We start from the raw sequence: 17,986 nt of genomic DNA, 5'->3' as shown, positions 1-17,986 counted from the left end.
GCAACTTCAAGGCAAGCGGTTCTGGTTCTGCGTCTTGAGCAAATCGCGGATCTCGGTCAGCAGCGTCTCTTCAGCCGAAGGCACAGGCGGCGTAGTCGGCGCCACGGCTTCTTCACGCTTGAGCTTGTTGATTGCTTTCACGCCCATGAAGATGGCAAAGGCCACGATCACGAAGTCGATCACGGTCTGGATGAACTTGCCATACGCCAGCATCACCGCTGGCACGTCACCTTCGGCAGCCTTCAGGGTAATGGCCAGGTCGCTGAAGTCCACGCCACCGATCAGCAGGCCCAGTGGCGGCATGATCACGTCGCCGACGAAGGACGAGACGATCTTGCCGAAGGCCGCGCCGATGATGATACCGACCGCCATGTCGACGACATTGCCTTTGACTGCGAAAGCCTTGAACTCGTTGAGCATGCCCATGTTTGGTTCCTTGTAACAAAAGGTAAGGTTAAGGCAGTGTAAGCCACTAAAACGCTTCATGCGTTGTGTTCAGGGCTACTGACTGCAGTTAGAACGAATAGTTTTGTCGCATCCCGAGGCGTTCGAGACACGTCCTGCTCGGCTATCATGGCGAATTTTTCCAGGAGACCCCACCCATGGCCAAGGCCAAGCGCTTGTATGGCTGCACCGAATGCGGCGCGACTTTCCCCAAATGGGCTGGCCAGTGCGGCGAATGCGGGGCCTGGAACACCCTGGTCGAAACCATGATCGAAAGCGGCGGCGCTGCTGCACCCAGCAGTGGCCGCGCTGGCTGGACGGGACAGCAGGCGCAGATCAAGACCCTGGCCGAAGTCAGTGTTGAGGAAATCCCGCGTTTCACGACCAGCAGCACCGAACTGGACCGCGTGCTGGGCGGCGGCCTGGTGGATGGCTCGGTGGTACTGATTGGCGGTGACCCCGGCATCGGCAAATCGACCATTTTGCTACAGACCTTGTGCAACATCGCCGTGGGCATGCCGGCACTGTATGTCACAGGGGAGGAGTCGCAGCAGCAGGTGGCCATGCGCTCCCGGCGGCTGGGGCTACCTCAGGACCAGCTCAAGGTGATGACCGAAACCTGCATCGAGACGATCATTGCCACGGCGCGGGTCGAGAAGCCGAGGGTAATGGTGATCGACTCGATCCAGACCATTTTCACCGAGCAGTTGCAATCGGCCCCGGGCGGCGTGGCTCAGGTGCGCGAAAGCACAGCGTTGCTGGTGCGCTACGCCAAGCAAAGCGGTACGGCAATCTTCCTGGTCGGCCACGTGACCAAGGAAGGCTCGCTGGCTGGCCCGAGGGTGCTGGAGCACATGGTCGACACTGTGCTGTATTTCGAAGGTGAGTCCGATGGCCGTCTGCGCTTGCTGCGGGCGGTCAAGAACCGCTTTGGCGCGGTCAACGAACTGGGCGTGTTCGGCATGACCGATCGTGGCCTCAAGGAGGTATCGAACCCGTCGGCGATCTTCCTCAACCGTACTCAGGAAGAGGTGCCGGGGAGTGTGGTGATGGCAACCTGGGAGGGGACCCGGCCAATGCTGGTCGAGGTGCAGGCGCTGGTCGACGATAGCCATCTGGCCAACCCGCGGCGGGTGACCTTGGGCCTGGATCAGAACCGCCTGGCCATGTTGTTGGCGGTACTCCACCGTCATGGCGGCATCCCGACCCATGACCAGGATGTGTTTCTCAACGTGGTCGGCGGGGTGAAGGTGCTGGAAACGGCTTCGGACCTGGCGCTGCTGGCGGCGGTGATGTCCAGCCTGCGTAACCGGCCACTGGCCCATGGTTTGCTGGTGTTTGGCGAGATTGGCTTGTCGGGCGAGGTACGGCCAGTGCCCAGTGGCCAGGAGCGCTTGAAGGAAGCGGCCAAGCACGGCTTCAAGCGTGCCATCGTACCAAAGGGCAATGCGCCGAAAGAAGCGCCGGCGGGGTTGCAGGTGATTGCCGTTACCCGCCTGGAACAGGCGCTGGATGCATTGTTCGAATAGTGTGCAGGAGCGAGCAAGCTCGCTCCTGCAATCAGTCAGTGCTCGGCAACGGCCGTGCGCCTGACCGTTTCATTGCCATGCTCGTCCAGTTCCAGCATCGGCACTTCGTTACCCTCGGCATCGAACAGCTTGCCATCCTTGAAGTAGTCCCCATCACGCAGCGCGGAAATGTCCGAATACTGGATGGTCCGCTCGTAGGCTGCAGCGAACACTGACTGGTTTTCCGAGTTGCCGGTGGTGAAGTGGTTGAAGATCAGGTTCAGCAGGATGGCCATGATCGCCGCCGAGCTGATGCCGGAGTGGAAGATGGTCTCGAACCAGTTCGGGAAGTGGTGGTAGAAGGACGGCGCGGCAATCGGGATCATGCCGAAGCCCAGCGAGGCAGCAACGATGATCAGGTTGACGTTGTTCTTGTAGCTGACCTTGGACAGGGTGCGGATACCGCTGGCCGCCACGGTGCCGAACAGCACGATACCGGCGCCGCCCAATACCGGGGTAGGCACGGCAGCAATCACCCGGCCCATGACTGGCAGCAGGCCGAGTACCACCAGAATCACGCCGCCGGTAGCCACCACGTAGCGGCTCTTGACCCCGGTCACCGCCACAAGGCCAACGTTCTGGGCGAACGCGCTCTGGGTGAACGAACCGAAAATCGGCGCCAGGATGCTAGATGCCATGTCGGCGCGCAGGCCGTTGCCCAGGCGCTTGGAGTCCACCTTGGTGTCGATGATCTCACCCACGGCGAGGATATCGGCCGACGTTTCCACCAGGGTCACCATGATCACGATGCACATCGAAAGGATCGCGGCGATGTGGAACTCTGGCATGCCAAAGTGGAACGGCGAGGGGAAGGCGAACATCGGGCCTTCGCTGACCTTGCTGAAATCGGTCATGCCCAATGCCCAGGCGATCAGCGTGCCGACCACCATGGCCAGCAGGATAGACAGCCGTGAGATGGTTGCGTTGCCAAGCTTGCTGAGCAGCAGCACGATGGCGAAGGTCAGCCCGGCCAGGCCGATGTTGGCCATGCTGCCGAACTCCGGCGAGGCGCTGTTGCCACCCATCACCCAGCGTGCGGCAACCGGCATCAGAGTCAGGCCGATGGTGGTGATGACGATGCCGGTCACCAGCGGCGGGAAGAACTTGGTGATGCGCGAGAACACCGGCGTGATCAGAAAGCCGATCAGCGAAGCTGCCATTACCGCCCCGAGCACCCCAGGCAGGCCACCGCCCCCCTCGCTGCTCAGGATCGCACCCATGGTCGCCACACCGGCGAACGACACGCCTTGTACCAGTGGCAACTGGCAACCGAAGAACGGCAGGCCAAGGGTCTGCAGCAGGGTGGCCAGGCCACCGGCAAACAGCGAGGCGGCGATCAGCATGCCGATTTCGGCACCATTCAGGCCCGCGGCCTGCCCCAGGATCAGGGGTACTGCGACGATTCCACCATACATGGTCAGCACATGCTGCAGACCATAGGCCAGGTTGGCACCAAGGCCGAGGTTTTCATCCTCGGGTCGCTTGGCGGGAGACGTGCTAGGGGACGTAGTCATGGAGCAGGCTCTCTGTTTATTGTTGTGCCGCTACTGTAGACACTTCCTACAAATGATTGCTACAAGAATTGTATACAATATTTTGATCGGAGCGCGAACAGATCCGGCCGCAGGGCGTGCTAAAACCCAATGCAGAAGGCGTACCAACTTGGCAGAAGCTGTATTAGAGGGGTGTGTACAAAGCAACGCTACCCAGGCTTAAAGCTGTCTGGGTAGACAAGAAACACCAGGCGGGAAGGCTATTAGCTAGCTAAGAGATTTCATTATTCGATGAGTTCGCGCAGCTCACGCATCATTTCGGTGCTGTCAGCCACGTTCAGTTCCACAAGACGGTGCAAGTGGCTCAGCGAGTCGAGGTCGATGTAGAGGCAGATGAAGCCCAGGCGGTCCGGTTCTTCATGGCGCAGTTCGACCTGCATCTGCACGCGGGCATCGTCGCCCAGGTGAATGATTGCGTCGAAGTCCTGCGTCAGGTCGGCATCCCAATCTGCCGGGCGTTCGATGAGCAAGCCTTTGAGTGAAAGGTCCAGCAGTTTTGCAGGCCAGCAGTTCAGCCCCTGGCGCAGCTCGGTGGGGGCATCGAAGTCGATGCGTTGAAAGCGGCGGCGTTCGTCGTGATCGCTCATGACATGGATCCTCGAATAGATCATCAGGTGTCGTCCTGACTATAGTTAGAGTTGCACGTGCATCAGGTGCTGCAATGTGGCCGCAGAGGCTCTAGAACAAAGCAAGTGTGGCAATGCCGCTTGACTGGCCCTAGACTCGGTGGGCGGTCTTTCCAATCCACCAGCTGGAAGCTAACCATGAACAACAATAATAGCCTGCTACGCCATATTCCGTGGCTGGCGCTGGCAGTCATAGGTGCCTGCGCACTGGGTGTGGTTGCCCTGCGTCGCGGCGAGGCGATCAACGCCTTGTGGATCGTGGTCGCGGCGGTGGCCATCTACCTGGTCGCCTATCGTTACTACAGCCTGTTCATCGCCACCAAGGTGATGCAACTCGACCCGCGCCGTGCCACCCCGGCGGTGCTCAACAACGACGGCCTGGACTACGTCCCGACCAACAAACACATTCTTTTCGGCCACCACTTCGCCGCCATCGCCGGCGCAGGCCCCTTGGTCGGGCCGGTACTGGCTGCGCAAATGGGCTACCTGCCCGGCACGCTGTGGCTGATCGCCGGCGTGGTGCTGGCCGGTGCGGTGCAGGACTTCATGGTCCTGTTCATGTCTACCCGCCGTAATGGCCGCTCACTGGGCGACATGGTGCGCGAGGAGATGGGCAGGATCCCCGGTACCATCGCCCTGTTCGGCTGCTTCCTGATCATGATCATCATCCTTGCGGTGCTGGCGCTGATCGTGGTCAAGGCACTGGCCGAAAGCCCATGGGGCATGTTCACGGTGATGGCGACCATTCCGATCGCGATGTTCATGGGCATCTACATGCGCTACATCCGTCCGGGCCGTATTGGCGAAATCTCGGTCGTTGGCGTGGTACTGCTGCTGGCCTCCATCTGGCTGGGAGGCGTGATCGCTGCGGATCCGGTGTGGGGCCCGGCGTTCACGTTCACTGGCGTGCAGATCACCTGGATGCTGGTGGGCTACGGTTTTGTCGCCGCCGTGCTGCCGGTATGGCTGGTACTGGCGCCGCGTGACTACCTGTCGACCTTCCTCAAGATCGGCACGATCCTTGGCCTGGCCATCGGTATCCTGATCATCGCGCCCGAGCTGAAAATGCCGGCGCTGACCCAGTTCACCGACGGCACGGGCCCGGTGTGGAAGGGTGCCCTGTTCCCGTTCCTGTTCATCACCATTGCCTGTGGTGCGGTGTCCGGCTTCCACGCGCTGATTTCCTCGGGGACTACGCCGAAGCTGCTGGATAACGAAACCAACGCCCGCTACATCGGCTACGGCGGCATGCTGATGGAATCGTTCGTAGCCATCATGGCCATGGTTGCGGCCTCGGTGATCGAGCCGGGTGTGTACTTTGCCATGAACAGCCCGGCTGCCGTGGTCGGTTCCGATGTTGTGTCGGTAGCGCAGACGGTCAGCAGTTGGGGCTTCCTGATTACACCTGAGCAGCTCGAAGCTGTCGCCCGTGATATCGGCGAGCACACCGTCCTGGCCCGTGCTGGCGGTGCGCCAACCCTGGCGGTCGGTATCGCGCAGATCCTGCACCAGGTGTTGCCAGGTGAAAACACCATGGCCTTCTGGTACCACTTCGCGATCCTGTTCGAGGCGCTGTTCATCCTTACCGCGGTGGACGCCGGCACCCGTGCCGGGCGCTTCATGTTGCAAGACCTGCTGGGCAGCTTCGTGCCGGCGCTCAGACGTACCGACTCATGGGGGGCCAACCTGCTCGCCACCGCTGGCTGCGTGGCACTCTGGGGCTATCTGCTGTACCAAGGGGTAATCGACCCGCTGGGTGGCATCAACACCCTGTGGCCACTGTTTGGTATCTCCAACCAGATGCTGGCCGGTATCGCCTTGATGCTCGGTACTGTGGTGCTTATCAAGATGAAGCGTCAGCAATACATCTGGGTCACCCTGCTGCCGGCCGTGTGGCTGTTGATCTGCACCACTGCTGCAGGCCTGATCAAGCTGTTTGACCCGAACCCGGCTGTCGGCTTCCTGGCCCTGGCCAAGAAGTACAGCACTGCGCTGGACGCCGGCCAGGTACTGGCCCCGGCCAAGGACATCGGGCAGATGCAGCACGTGATCTTCAACGCATATACCAACGCGGGCCTGACGATCTTGTTCCTGCTGGTGGTCTTCAGCATCCTGTTCTTCGCCATCAAGGTCGGCTACGTCGCCCTGGGCCGCAAGGAGCGCAGCGACAAGGAAACCCCGTTCCAGGCGCTGCCTGACGCGTAATCGAGAGAGGACTGCAATCATGTTCAACGACTTGGGTCGACTGGGAAAATACCTGGGGCAGGCAGCCCGCCTGATGGTCGGCATGCCCGACTACGACAACTATGTCGAACACATGCAGAAAACGCATCCGGACAAGCCGGTGATGAGCTACGAGGCGTTCTTCCGCGAACGCCAGGAAGCACGTTACGGTGGCAAATCCGGGCCCAAGTGCTGTTGAGCCTGCGGTACGTGTAAACCTGTGGGAGCCTGGGTAACCGGCTCCCACAGTCATTTCAGATTCAGGAGTATTTTTGCGTGCAGACGCCCATTCCCGTAACCGTCCTCACTGGCTTCCTCGGTGCCGGCAAGACCACCTTGCTCAGGCACATGCTCAAGGCCGAGCATGGCCTGAAGCTCGCTGTGATCGAAAACGAATTCAGCGAGGCCGGCATCGACAGCCAATTACTGGGTGATCAGCCGGTACAGGTAATGACCTTGGCCAACGGTTGTGTATGCTGCAGCATCCATGGCGACCTGACCCGCGCTCTTTACCTGCTGCTTGAACGCCTGGATGCCGGGGAAATCGCTTTCGATCGCCTGGTGATCGAATGCACCGGCCTTGCCGACCCTGCGCCGGTAGCGCAAACGTTCTTCATCGACGAGGAGCTGCGTGAGCGCTACATCCTCGACGGCATCATCACCCTCGTCGATGCCGCGCATGCCGAACTGCACCTGACCCAGACCATCGCTCAGGCCCAGGTCGGCTTTGCCGATCGTCTGCTGCTGAGCAAGACCGACCTGGTCGAGCCAGCTGCGGTTGAAGCCCTGCGCGAACGCCTGGCCCGCATCAATAGCAGGGCTGCGATCCGTGTTGTCGAACACGGCTGCATCGACCTGGCTGAACTACTGGATGTGCGAGGTTTCAACCTCAACCCCGACCTTGGGGTAAACCTGAAACCGATGTTGCGACCCGTGCTCAAGCCTGCCACCCCGGACCGTATCTCCACGATGGTACTGCGTACCGAAGCCCCGCTGGATATCGACCGCCTCAGCAGCTTCATGAACGAGCTGCTGGATACCCACGGCAAACAGCTGCTGCGCTACAAGGGCGTGCTTAACATTGCTGGCGAGGAGCGCAAGCTGGTGTTCCAGGGCGTGCTCAAGCTTTATGGCTTCGACTGGGACGCCGAGTGGGCCGCAGGCGAAGCGCGCGAGAGCGTGATGGTGTTCATTGCCGATGAACTGCCCGAGGCTACGATTCGGGCTGGCTTCGAGGCAATGGCTGCGGGCTGAGCCGCTGCGGCGCCTGCCCTGCGAACCACTGCGGCCATGAGCTGCGGTGGCGGGTCTCGACCTCGATGCACGGGATCAGACGTTCGGTCAGCACAGCGGTTTGCCGCACTGCTTTGGCGGTGCGGTATTTGACGCTGTGGATGCACTCGCGGTCGCCGAACTCGCAGCGGTTCAGGGCGGTTCCGCCGCAGGGGCCATTGGCCAGGCCTTTAGGGCAGGTTTCCGGGCAGGTGTACAAGGTGTCTTCCAGGCGGCAACGGCCGCAGGTGTCGCAACCCACCAGCGGGCGCTTCACACTGCGCTCCAGCGTGTGCAGCACTTGTGCGCCAGCGCGTGTTGCCCACAGAGGCTGGCGCACTGCCCAACCGAAGGCTTTGCTCAGGCCGTTGCGCCGGCTGAACAGCAGTGAATGCATGCCATGCATCAGGTGATAGCGGGCTTTTTCCTTGAATGAGGCATCGACCCGTGACTCGCCCTGGCGCCAGCCCGCCTGTGGCGGATGGAAGGTTACCGCTGGCAGGCCGGGCATCTGCCAGCTGGCGTGCCAGGCCGGTGTCCATTGCTCCAGGGACTGAAGCTGGGTTTGCCAGTGCTCGATACGGGCCTCCAGGGCCAGTAGCTGTTCGAGTGTGTGAACCCCTGACAGGTGCACTCCGGCGTAACCCATCAGCTTTGTACCGATAATCTGCAGGGCCAGGCGGTCAACACTGCGTGCCTGGGCAAAGGCCTTGGACTGCGCCGTCTCCGCTTCAAGCATGTCGCGCATGGAGGGCGTGACAGTGACGCCGGCCACGTGGTCGAGCATCGTCGCGCGCCCGTGGGTAAGGCTCATGAGGCAGGCCAGCATGGGCTTGGGTGAGGCCTGGCGGTGCATCCAGTGTATGGCTTCCTGGTGCTTGGCGGCATCGAAGCCCAGCTGCAAGGTGAAGAAGTCAGCCCCCGCTGCCAGCTTTTTCTCGGCCTTGAAATACTGGGCGCCGCCTTCTTCCTCGTGGTACTTGAACGGGTTCAGCGCCGCGCCCAGCAGCCAGTGCGGGCAGGCCTGGCGGGCAATCTGCAGGGCGGCGACCGATTCCAGATAACGCACCGGGCGCTGGCCAGGTTCATGGCCGGGCAGGCGGTCGCCAGTCAGCAGTAACAGCTGGTCGAGGCCGGCGGCGTCCATGCGCTGCAGTTGGGCGAGCAGGTGGTGCCGTTCGCGATCCTTGCCTGAAAAATGCGGCAGGGCAGGCACCGGGTTGCTGAACGAGGCGAGGGCGTCCAGCGGTGACATGTCCAGCGGGCTGCCGACACGATCACCGATGGCCACCGTCATAGGCCAGCCGCACAGGTGCGCACGGGCCATGATCGCTTCCATGGAGGCAAAGCGTTCTGCGGAAGGTTTGGGGACGAACTCCATGACGCAGACGAAGTTCTTTTCGCGCAGGGCGGTTTTCAGCAGGCTCATGTTGGCCGGGCACCTGGTGTGGTCAGGGTGGCATTGTGCGGGAGAAGGCGAGCCGGGTCATGTCCGGATGCGCAAGGTGGTGATCTGAATGAGACATGGGGCGCGAAGACCATGACAGCATGATCATGAAGATTTCTTGGGTTCATCTCAAATTTAATGAGTTTGTCTCAATACCCCGCCAGCCGGAGAATCCCCCTCATTCATTCAAGCATGCTGAAGGGACAAGACATGGCACTGGCACATAACCTGGGCTTTCCACACATCGGCCGTGACCGCGAGCTGCGTGCCCGCCACTGGCAGGTGCAGAAAGACGCCGGCATCGAGCTGGTGCCGGTCGGCGACTTCGCCTGGGACAGCCACGTGCTTAGTGCTGGCGATCAGCCGTTCGTTCTGAACTGGGAACCACTGTTCGAAGAAGTGGAGCACGCCAAGGCTCTGGGTCATGCAGTCAAGCCGGTAGTGATCGGCCCCTTGACCTACCTGTGGCAGGGCCAGTCCCTGGACGTTGACTTCGACAAACTGGAGCTGCTTGACCGCCTGCTGCCCGTGTATGACCAACTCCTCAACCGCCTGGCCGCCTTGGGCGTTGAATGGGTGCAGATCGATGAACCAATCCTCGCCCAGGACCTGCCTCAGGACTGGAAGAATGCCTATGAACGCGTCTACAACATCCTTCAACGCGCACCGTTGAAGAAGCTGATCGCCACGTACTTCGGTGGCCTCGAAGGCAACCTCGGCCTGGCCGCCAACCTGCCGGTCGATGGCCTGCACGTCGACCTGGTTCAGGCGCCCGAGCAGTACCAGACCATTCTCGACCGCCTGCCGGCCTACAAGGTACTGTCGCTGGGCCTGGTCGACGGTCGCAACGCTTTGCCTTGCGATCTGGGCAAGACCCTGGGGCTGCTGCACGAGGCCCATGAACGCCTGGGTGAGCGGCTGTGGTTGGCGCCGGCCTGTTCACTGCTGGAAAGCCCAGTGGACCTGGCCGTGCAGAAGTGCCAGGAAGTGGCGGTGCTGGCTGCTTCGCTGGAGCAGGACCGAGTCGCGGCTTGATCGTTTGCTGCCCGTGCCGTCCTCTTCGCGGGTAAACCCGCTCCTACAACGGCCTGCGCCCGATCACCGATGTGTGTCCACCACCGACCAGTGGGAGCGGGTTTACCCGCGAATACGATGGCGGCTGCAACAGTGAACGGCTGGTGGAAATTGGCCAGCAGGCCCGGCCCTTTCGCGGGTAAACCCGCTCCTACAACGGCCTGCGCCCGATCACCGATGTGTGTCCGTCACCGATCAGTGTAGGAGCGGGTTCACCCGCGAAGAGGCCGGGCCTGCTTGAATCAATCAGCGCTCGATGGCCAACGCCACCCCTTGCCCACCGCCAATGCACAAGGTCGCCAGGCCTTTCCGGGCATCCCGTTTGATCATTTCGTGCAGCAGGGTCACCAGCACCCTGCACCCGGAAGCACCAATCGGGTGGCCCAGGGCAATCGCCCCTCCATTGACGTTAACCCGCTCGGCATCCCATGCCAGCGCATTGCCCACGGCCAGCGCCTGGGCGGCAAAGGCTTCGTTGGCTTCGATCAGGTCCAGTTCGGCCAGTTGCCAACCGGCCTTGTCCAGGCAACGTTGGGTCGCCGAAACCGGACCGATACCCATGATCGCGGGGTCTACCCCGGCACTGGCATAGGCGGCGATCTTCGCCAGCACCGGCAGGCCCAACGCCTCGGCCTTCGCTGCGCTCATCAAAAGCACGGCGGCGGCGCCGTCGTTCAGGCTGGAGGCATTGCCTGCGGTAACGCTGCCGTCCTTCTTGAAGGCCGGGCGCAGTTTGCCCAGAGACTCGGCGGTGGTGTCCGGGCGTGGTTGCTCGTCACGGGCAAAAACCTTGGGCTCTCCCTTTTTCTGCGGCAGCACGATGGGGGTGATTTCAGCGTCGAAACGGCCGGCCTCAATCGCCGCCACTGCCTTGCGCTGCGACTCGGCAGCAAAGGCATCCTGCTGCTCACGGCTGAGGCCGTACTTGTCCACAAGATTTTCGGCAGTGATGCCCATGTGGTAGTCATTGAAGGCATCCCACAGGCCGTCCGTGATCATGCTGTCGATCAGTTGGCCATGGCCCATGCGCTGCCCGGTACGGGCCGAGGGCATCACGTAGGGGGCAAGGCTCATGTTTTCCTGGCCACCGGCAATCACCACCTCGGCATCGCCGCAGCGGATCGCCTGGGCGGCCAGGTGCAGGGCCTTGAGGCCCGAGCCGCAGACCTTGTTCAGGGTCAGAGCCGGTACGCTGAAGGGCAGGCCAGCCTTGATCGCCGCCTGGCGTGCCGGGTTCTGACCGGCACCGGCAGTGAGCACTTGGCCGAGGATGACTTCATCGACCTGCGCCGGGTCCAGCCCGGTTTGTTTCAGCAGTTGCTTGATCACGGCGGCGCCGAGGTCGACCGCAGGCACTGTGGCCAGGGCGCCCTGGAAGCTGCCGATGGCGGTACGGGTTGCGGCGACGATCACCACGTCGTTCATGTTGTTGTTCTCCGTGCAATGGGCGTAGTGCCGCCAGCATCGGCGTGTTTGGCTTATTTGTTAAGTTTGTTTTTCTTTCGGATTGATGTGAAAAACAAATCAATGGGTGACGAAGGTTCTAACCAGCCAATCTGGATTTCGTGCAGCTGTGAGCCTCCTGCACATAAGAACTCTGGTTTTGCATCCCTCTGATCACCCCGTAATATGTGTCGGATAACCTGCGGGGGTAGTCTCACCCTCTGATCAATCGGAATCGCCCCAAGTGGCGCTTCCCCGGCATAAACCTGACGAGGTACAGACATTGGCCATCATTCATCCTAAGGTTCGCGGTTTCATCTGCACCACGACTCACCCGAAGGGCTGCGAGCTCAACGTCCGTGACCAGATCGAAGCCACCCGCAAGCTGGGCGTACGCGAGGATGGCCCGAAGAAGGTCCTGGTCATCGGTGCTTCCAGCGGCTACGGCCTGGCTGCCCGCATCACGGCGGCCTTCGGCTTCAAGGCCGACACCCTGGGCGTGTTCTTCGAAAAACCAGGCACCGAGACCAAGGCCGGCACTGCTGGCTGGTACAATGCTGCCGCCTTCGACAAGTTCGCCAAGGCCGAGGGCCTGTACAGCAAGTCGATCAACGGTGACGCCTTCTCCGACGAAGCTCGCGCCAAGGTCATCGAGCTGATCAAGAACGAAATGGGTGGCAAGGTCGATCTGGTCATCTACTCGCTGGCTTCGCCTGTGCGCAAGCTGCCGCAGACCGGTGAAGTCATTCGCTCGGCACTCAAGCCGATCGGCCAGCCATACAAGTCGACCGCCATCGACACCAATAAGGACACCATCATCGAGGCCAGCATCGAGCCGGCCACCGAGCAGGAAATTGCCGACACCGTCACCGTCATGGGTGGCCAGGACTGGCAACTGTGGATCGATGCTCTGGCTGGCGCCAATGTACTTGCCGAAGGCGCTCGCACCGTGGCCTTCAGCTATATCGGCAGCGATATCACCTGGCCGATCTACTGGCACGGTGCACTGGGCCAGGCCAAGCAGGACCTGGATGAAACCGCCCTGCGTCTGAACCAGAAGCTGGCCGGTGAAGTGAAAGGCGGCGCCAATGTGGCGGTGCTCAAGTCGGTGGTTACCCAGGCCAGCTCGGCCATCCCGGTGATGCCACTGTACCTGTCGATGGTCTTCAAGATCATGCAGGAGAAAGGTGTTCACGAAGGCACCCAGGACCAGCTTGACCGCATGTACCGCGACCGTATGTACCGTACCGACGGTGCGCCGGCAGAAGTCGACGAGAAGGGTCGCCTGCGTCTGGATGACTGGGAGCTGCGTGACGACGTGCAGAACGCCTGCAAGGCCCTGTGGCCACAGGTGACCACCGAGAACCTGTTCGAGCTGACCGACTACGCCGGTTACAAGAAGCAGTTCCTCAACCTGTTCGGCTTCGAGCGCGCTGACGTCAACTACGACGAAGACGTGGCCACCGATGTGAAGTTCGACTGCGTCGAGCTGTAATCGGGTAAGCCTGTACCGGCCTCTTCGCGGGCAAGCCCGCTCCCACAGGTTCTCCCCCTGTAGGAGCGGGCTTGCCCGCGAATAGGCCAGTACAGGCTAAAAAATCTTTGCTAGTTTTGGCGCACAACAACAGGAAATGCGCCATGAGTAGCCTCATCCAACCCGCTACCCCATTTCGCCACCCCGCGGCCGACGGATACAGCCTCGGCGGCTTCTGCTGGCGCCACGCCCAACCTGACCCCCAGCGCCCGCTGGTGATCATCAACGCTGCCACTTCGGTACGCTGCCGCTATTACGCCCGCTTTGCCGACTACCTGTTCGCCCACGGCTGCGATGTGCTGACCTATGACTACCGTGGCATCGGCGAATCCCGGCCTGCGTCGCTGCGCGGGTTCCAGGCCTCCTGGAGCGACTGGGGCCGGCTGGATTTCGAAGCCATGCTGGCGCATGCGGCAGAGCATTTCCCAGGTCAGCCGGTGGACGTGGTAGGGCACAGTTTCGGCGGTTGTGCAGTAGGCCTGGCACCGTCGGCTGGCCAGATACGTCGGGTCGTGATGGTCGGCGCGCAGTTCGCCTACTGGCGCGACTACGCGGCCAGCCAACGCTGGCAACTGTTCGGCAAGTGGCATGTGGTCATGCCGCTGTTGACCCGGGTATTCGGCTACTTTCCCGGTAAGCGCCTGGGTTGGCTGGAAGACACGCCATCCGGCGTGGTGCACGACTGGACCACGCGTACCCCACGTTATGAGCACCGCCCCAGCGGGCGGGCGTTGGCGGCGCTACCGTTCGCCCAGGTGCGTGCGGCGACGCTGGCCATCAGTCTGACTGACGACCCTTTTGGGACCGTGGCGGCGACCGAGCGTTTATTGGGTTATCTACAGGGGGGCGAGCGCCAGCACCTGCGCATTGCACCTGTGGATATCTCGGTCGAGGAAATTGGCCATTTCGCGTTCTTCCATGACCGGTTTCGCGAAAACCTGTGGCCGGTGGCCTTGCAGTGGTTGCGGCAGGGGAGGTTGGAAGGTGGGGGGCCTGGCACCATTATCGATTGATGGTGGGCTCAGGACAGTGGGGCCGCAAAGCGGCCCCGGCAATATCAAGCCTTGCGCGCAAGCGGCTGCGCAGCAAACTTCACACCCGCCAGACCGTGTTTGATCAGCGCACGGATGTTGCCATGGTCGCTACCCTCAGGCGTGGCCACCACATCACGGTAGTGCTCGCCGAAGGCCAGCAGCGCTTCCTGGTCGCTCAGCCCTTCAAGCAAGGCCAGGCCCAGGGTTTTGCACGAACCTTCGTTCTGCCCTGCCGCATTCTCCACGCCGCCGTTGTTGAAGGCCTGCGGCTGGTAGCTGTAATTGTCGGCAATGAACGCCAAGGTATCGGCAAATACATGTTGGCCGCTGGCCAGGCTTGCGCGCAGGGTATTCAGATCAGTCACGAGGTTTTTCCTTCTTCGAACGCCGCTTGTTGTTCGGCGCTGGCTTCTTTCTGGTATTGGGCTTTCCACTCGGCGTAGGGCATGCCGTACACCGCTTCGCGGGCATCATCCAGGCTCAGGTCCAGCTGACGCTCATCAGCGGCGGCCTTGTACCACTTGGACAGGCAGTTGCGGCAGAAACCGGACAGGTTCATCAGGTCGATGTTCTGTACGTCGGTGCGCTTTTGCAGGTGTTCGACCAGGCGCCGGAACGCGGCGGCCTCGAGCTCGAGCTGTTGTTGTGGGGTCATGGTCTTCTCTCAAGTCATGCGGTTCTTCAGGTGGCGGCCACCGTTGATGACAACCTGGCTGCCGGTGCTGTACTGGCTGGCGAGCAGGTACTTGACGGTCTCGATCAGCGGGCCGGCGCCGGGTTCGAATTCCAGCAGGGCCTTTTTCAGGGTTTGCTGGCGGTAGGCTTCGTCACCCCCTTCCTTGAGGATCAGCAGCCCGGGCAGGATACCGTTCACACGCACCTTGGGCGCATATTTTTCAGCGAATGACAGCACCATGTTCTGCAGTGCGGCTTTGGTGGCGGCATAGCCGATGTGGCTTTTACTGCCGCGCGAAGAGGTTTCGTCGCAGATGTGGATGATGTCGGCCTTTTCCACCTTGGCCAGCAGGTCACCCAAGGCCAGGTTTAGGTGGTAGGGCGCTTCGACGTGCAGGCGGAACATGGTCTCGAGGTTGTCGAGGCCGTCGTCGAGCCATAGCGAGGCGTTGTGGATGATGGCGCGCAGTCCGTCGTAACGGTCGTGCAGGTGATCGATCAGCGCCTGGCGGTCGCCCGCGTGGCACAGGTCGGCCTGAAACTGCACGATGTTGGGGTGGGCTGCCTGTGGCTGGATGCTGCGGCTGGCACTGACCACCGTATGGCCGGCCTGTGCCAGTTCGAGGGCCAGGGCCAGCCCGACACGCTGGCTGGCTCCGGTAACGAGAATGGGGCTGTTCATGTTCGGGGTGGTCAACTTGTCTGTCCGTTGGTTGCCACCCAGCATACCCGAACTGTTTCCCTGTTGTATGGCCTGGCCTCAGCGGCTGCGCAAGGCGCCGGCAGTGGCCGGGGAGGGCTGCAGCCAACTGGATAGCAGGCGGGTGGACAGCGGGATGAACAGGTACACCATCACCGGCGTCAGGGCCAGGGTGCTGAGCAGTACCCGGGGCACGAGGTCGAGTGCCGTCAACCAATGGCCGAACAACAGGTTGAAGGCCAGCGAGACAGGGAAAAACGCCAGCCAGATAGCCACGGCCTGCTTCCAGCGTGGCGGTTTTTGCACCTTGTTGGTGCCAAACCAGTCGTCGATACCGCTGACACGCGCCTCTTTGGGGCGTTCGAACAGGCCGTTGCCGCGTTGTAACCATGCGCGGCGAGAGGCGGAGTGCTCCCAGGCATGCAGGGTCGGCTCGTCGCTGAAGCGGAAGATGATCTGAAATTCGTCGCCATCCTTGGGCGGGGCAAGGATGCCCGAGCCGAGGTAGCCAGGGAAGTCGGTGGCCAGCTGTTCGCCTTCGTGCAGCCAGGCCAGCAGGTCCTGGTAGCGGCCATGGGCGGCGCGGCGCGACACCATGAGGGTAACGGGTGGGGTAGACATCGTGTATCTCCTGGCAACGGGCTGGCGGGTAGCTGGCCCTTTGGCTGTGTGGCCCGGGGTGGTGGGCGACGCAGTCGTGCATGCAAGAATCGGGCGCACATTATCGCGCAGTTGCGATCTTCGGCAAACTATCTGCTGGCAAACGGTGGCATCAACAGAACAGCACAGTCGTAGTAAGCTATACGTTCGGTTTTTTCGCACTCAGGGTATTTTGTGCAGATGAGCGAACAGGGACGTAAACCGTTGATCGATGCAAGCTTCGAGCAGCAGGAGTTATTTCCGATTCGTGAAGTGTCACGCTTGACCGGTGTCAACGCCGTGACCCTTCGTGCCTGGGAACGCCGTTATGGACTGATTCAGCCCATCCGTACCGACAGTGGTCACCGCCTGTATTCCCAGGCTGATATCAATGAAATCCGCCGTATTCTTGGGTGGCTGGAGCGCGGCGTGGCGATCAGCAAGGTCGGCAGTATTCTGGCTCGCGGCGATGCCCTCTCCGGGCAGGCTGGCGGCGCGGTGGACGCCTGCCTGCGCTGGCAAAACCAGATTCGCCTGGCGGTACAGCACTTCGACGTGGCGAGCCTGAATCGCCTTTACGACGAGGTGTTCGCGGCCAGCACCCTGGACCAGGTGTTCGCCGATGTGTTCATGCCAGTGTGGCATGACATGGTAGTCCGGCAAGGCGGCTACGGGCAGGCCAGCGAATGGCTGTTCTATGACCAGTTCCTGCGCGGTCGGGTTTTCGCCCGCTTGCAGCTGGCCCGTGTACCGTGTAACCGCACCGTGCTATTGGCGCCATTGCCGGGGCAGTGCCATGAGCTTGAGTTGCTGGTAACCAGCCTGATCCTGGGTAACGATGAAACACGCGTGATCCCGTTGGCGAACGGGCAGCCGCTGCAAGAGCTTGCGCTGGTCTGCGAACGGCTGAAGCCGGACGCCCTGGTGCTGTTTTCCCATCAATCGCCCACAGCAGAACTCGCCCGGCACTTCAAGCGCCTGGCATCGATGCTGGAATGCCCATTGTTACTGGCCGGTGAAGCGGCGGAAGCGGTACAGGACAGCCTGGCTGGCAGCCCTGTAGCCTGCCTGGGCGCGCAGGGCAGTGTGATGCGCCAGCGCTTGCGGCAGTTTCTGGCCCGTCAGCTCGATACCTGAGTGTGCAGCTCGGGGTGGGCGCGGCGGTGGGCCTGGAGGATGTAGTCGCGCAGGCGTTCGATTTCTTCGGCTGGGCTTTGGCCGAGGTCGTAGGCAGCCAGGTCCGTGCCGATGCGCCGGCCCAACACACCATGCAGTTCGATCGGGGTGATGCCGCCCGGGGCGAAGCGCAGCTCGAAGCGGGCGGGTGCTGTTGGCAAATCACGGACTTCCAGCAGCACACCTTTGAAGGAAATTTCGCGTACCCACAGGCCGCTTGCCTCGTCATGGGCATCGAGCAGTGCGCTCGGCTGGTCCATCGACAAGCGCCATGGGCGCAGCATGGGGCCGTCTTCGTAGATTTCCGGTGAGCCCAGCTGCAGGTGCAGGGCGTGGAACTCGTCCTCTACCAGTTGCAGCGGGAAACTGATCTGCTGGTTGTTGAACTGGGCCTGTAAGGTCACCTGCTCGTTAGCCACCAACCGGGTGAGCAAGCTTTGTATGCGGCGGTCGCCATTGACCAGCAAGCTCGACATGGTGTCAGCCAGGTTCAGTTGCGGCGAGTGCTGCATGTTCTGTATGAAATCCAGTTCGTCCTGGGTCAGGAGCGCGTCTGCTTGCATGATCGAACTCGGTGG

At 61.7% G+C, this 17,986-nt stretch carries 18 protein-coding genes; 8 read left to right on the top strand and 10 right to left on the bottom strand.

Features of this window, described 5'->3' with window-relative positions:
* Positions 1–6: 6 nt before the first annotated feature.
* Complete coding sequence (gene mscL / locus ACF8EA_RS15520; protein WP_021784294.1) at positions 7–426, bottom strand: large-conductance mechanosensitive channel protein MscL; 420 nt, start codon at positions 424–426, stop codon at positions 7–9.
* Between the two features lie 176 nt (positions 427–602).
* Between mscL and radA the strand changes: the two genes are divergently transcribed.
* Entirely contained in the window at positions 603–1,973 is a 1,371-nt protein-coding gene (gene radA / locus ACF8EA_RS15515) for a DNA repair protein RadA (protein WP_003251626.1), read from the top strand.
* A gap of 35 nt (positions 1,974–2,008) precedes the next feature.
* On the opposite strand, the gene ACF8EA_RS15510 is transcribed toward radA, so the two are convergent.
* The gene (locus tag ACF8EA_RS15510) at positions 2,009–3,526 is read right to left on the bottom strand and encodes a nucleobase:cation symporter-2 family protein (protein WP_392522516.1); all 1,518 of its coding nucleotides are present in this window, start codon (positions 3,524–3,526) and stop codon (positions 2,009–2,011) included.
* Between the two features lie 263 nt (positions 3,527–3,789).
* The gene (locus ACF8EA_RS15505; protein ID WP_323600885.1) at positions 3,790–4,152 is read right to left on the bottom strand and encodes a PilZ domain-containing protein; all 363 of its coding nucleotides are present in this window, start codon (positions 4,150–4,152) and stop codon (positions 3,790–3,792) included.
* Positions 4,153–4,329: 177 nt separating this feature from the next.
* Between ACF8EA_RS15505 and ACF8EA_RS15500 the strand changes: the two genes are divergently transcribed.
* The 3 genes from ACF8EA_RS15500 (at position 4,330) to yjiA (ending at position 7,668) form a co-directional block, all read left to right on the top strand.
* Positions 4,330–6,396, top strand: coding sequence for a carbon starvation CstA family protein (locus ACF8EA_RS15500; RefSeq protein WP_392522515.1), 2,067 nt, complete (start codon positions 4,330–4,332; stop codon positions 6,394–6,396).
* 19 nt (positions 6,397–6,415) lie between these two features.
* Positions 6,416–6,613 (top strand): YbdD/YjiX family protein, encoded by a 198-nt coding sequence (locus tag ACF8EA_RS15495; protein WP_003251633.1) that lies wholly within the window; start codon positions 6,416–6,418, stop codon positions 6,611–6,613.
* A gap of 77 nt (positions 6,614–6,690) precedes the next feature.
* On the top strand, positions 6,691–7,668 hold the full coding sequence (yjiA, locus tag ACF8EA_RS15490; RefSeq protein ID WP_392522513.1) for a GTPase: 978 nt from the start codon (positions 6,691–6,693) through the stop codon (positions 7,666–7,668).
* Here the strand turns inward: yjiA and ACF8EA_RS15485 are convergent.
* On the bottom strand, positions 7,628–9,115 hold the full coding sequence (locus tag ACF8EA_RS15485) for a methylenetetrahydrofolate reductase C-terminal domain-containing protein (RefSeq protein WP_392522511.1): 1,488 nt from the start codon (positions 9,113–9,115) through the stop codon (positions 7,628–7,630). The genes yjiA and ACF8EA_RS15485 overlap by 41 nt on opposite strands.
* 228 nt (positions 9,116–9,343) lie before the next feature.
* Here ACF8EA_RS15485 and ACF8EA_RS15480 point away from each other — a divergent pair, with 228 nt between their 5' ends.
* Positions 9,344–10,168: a 5-methyltetrahydropteroyltriglutamate--homocysteine methyltransferase gene (locus ACF8EA_RS15480; protein WP_367250334.1), complete on the top strand. Its 825-nt coding sequence runs from the start codon at positions 9,344–9,346 to the stop codon at positions 10,166–10,168.
* Positions 10,169–10,453: 285 nt separating this feature from the next.
* Here the strand turns inward: ACF8EA_RS15480 and ACF8EA_RS15475 are convergent, their stop codons facing one another.
* The gene (locus tag ACF8EA_RS15475) at positions 10,454–11,632 is read right to left on the bottom strand and encodes an acetyl-CoA C-acetyltransferase (protein ID WP_274119445.1); all 1,179 of its coding nucleotides are present in this window, start codon (positions 11,630–11,632) and stop codon (positions 10,454–10,456) included.
* 301 nt (positions 11,633–11,933) lie between these two features.
* Between ACF8EA_RS15475 and fabV the strand changes: the two genes are divergently transcribed.
* Both fabV and ACF8EA_RS15465 read left to right on the top strand, forming a co-directional pair.
* Positions 11,934–13,145, top strand: a complete 1,212-nt coding sequence (fabV, locus tag ACF8EA_RS15470) for an enoyl-ACP reductase FabV (RefSeq protein WP_003251642.1) — start codon at positions 11,934–11,936, stop codon at positions 13,143–13,145.
* Positions 13,146–13,288: 143 nt separating this feature from the next.
* Entirely contained in the window at positions 13,289–14,197 is a 909-nt protein-coding gene (locus ACF8EA_RS15465; RefSeq protein ID WP_392522508.1) for an alpha/beta fold hydrolase, read from the top strand.
* 44 nt (positions 14,198–14,241) lie between these two features.
* Here ACF8EA_RS15465 and ACF8EA_RS15460 read toward each other — a convergent pair whose 3' ends face one another.
* Genes ACF8EA_RS15460 through ACF8EA_RS15445 form a run of 4 tightly spaced genes read right to left on the bottom strand, consistent with a single transcriptional unit; the run spans position 14,242 to position 16,214 of the window.
* A complete protein-coding gene (locus tag ACF8EA_RS15460) occupies positions 14,242–14,583 on the bottom strand; it encodes a HopJ type III effector protein (RefSeq protein WP_003251646.1) in 342 nt (113 codons plus the stop codon).
* On the bottom strand, positions 14,580–14,873 hold the full coding sequence (locus ACF8EA_RS15455) for a DUF1244 domain-containing protein (RefSeq protein ID WP_392522507.1): 294 nt from the start codon (positions 14,871–14,873) through the stop codon (positions 14,580–14,582). Before ACF8EA_RS15455 ends, ACF8EA_RS15460 begins: the two co-directional genes overlap by 4 nt.
* 9 nt (positions 14,874–14,882) lie before the next feature.
* Complete coding sequence (gene folM, locus ACF8EA_RS15450) at positions 14,883–15,620, bottom strand: dihydromonapterin reductase (RefSeq protein WP_274119443.1); 738 nt, start codon at positions 15,618–15,620, stop codon at positions 14,883–14,885.
* A 33-nt stretch (positions 15,621–15,653) separates the two neighbouring features.
* Positions 15,654–16,214: an antibiotic biosynthesis monooxygenase gene (locus tag ACF8EA_RS15445; protein ID WP_274119442.1), complete on the bottom strand. Its 561-nt coding sequence runs from the start codon at positions 16,212–16,214 to the stop codon at positions 15,654–15,656.
* Positions 16,215–16,433: 219 nt separating this feature from the next.
* On the opposite strand from ACF8EA_RS15445, the gene ACF8EA_RS15440 reads away from it, so the two are divergent.
* Positions 16,434–17,369 carry a MerR family transcriptional regulator gene (locus ACF8EA_RS15440; RefSeq protein WP_392522505.1) on the top strand — a complete coding sequence of 312 codons (936 nt, stop codon included), beginning with the start codon at positions 16,434–16,436 and terminating at the stop codon, positions 17,367–17,369.
* On the opposite strand, the gene ACF8EA_RS15435 is transcribed toward ACF8EA_RS15440, so the two are convergent.
* Positions 17,354–17,971, bottom strand: a complete 618-nt coding sequence (locus ACF8EA_RS15435) for a hypothetical protein (protein ID WP_021784281.1) — start codon at positions 17,969–17,971, stop codon at positions 17,354–17,356. The two genes, ACF8EA_RS15440 and ACF8EA_RS15435, sit on opposite strands and share 16 nt — an antisense overlap.
* Positions 17,972–17,986: the final 15 nt, after the last annotated feature.

This window comes from Pseudomonas sp. YQ_5, from assembly GCF_043103305.1.
Lineage (GTDB): Bacteria > Pseudomonadota > Gammaproteobacteria > Pseudomonadales > Pseudomonadaceae > Aquipseudomonas > Aquipseudomonas putida_Y.
Note: the sequence above shows the minus strand (reverse complement) of the source record. Positions and strands in the feature narration are given on the sequence as shown.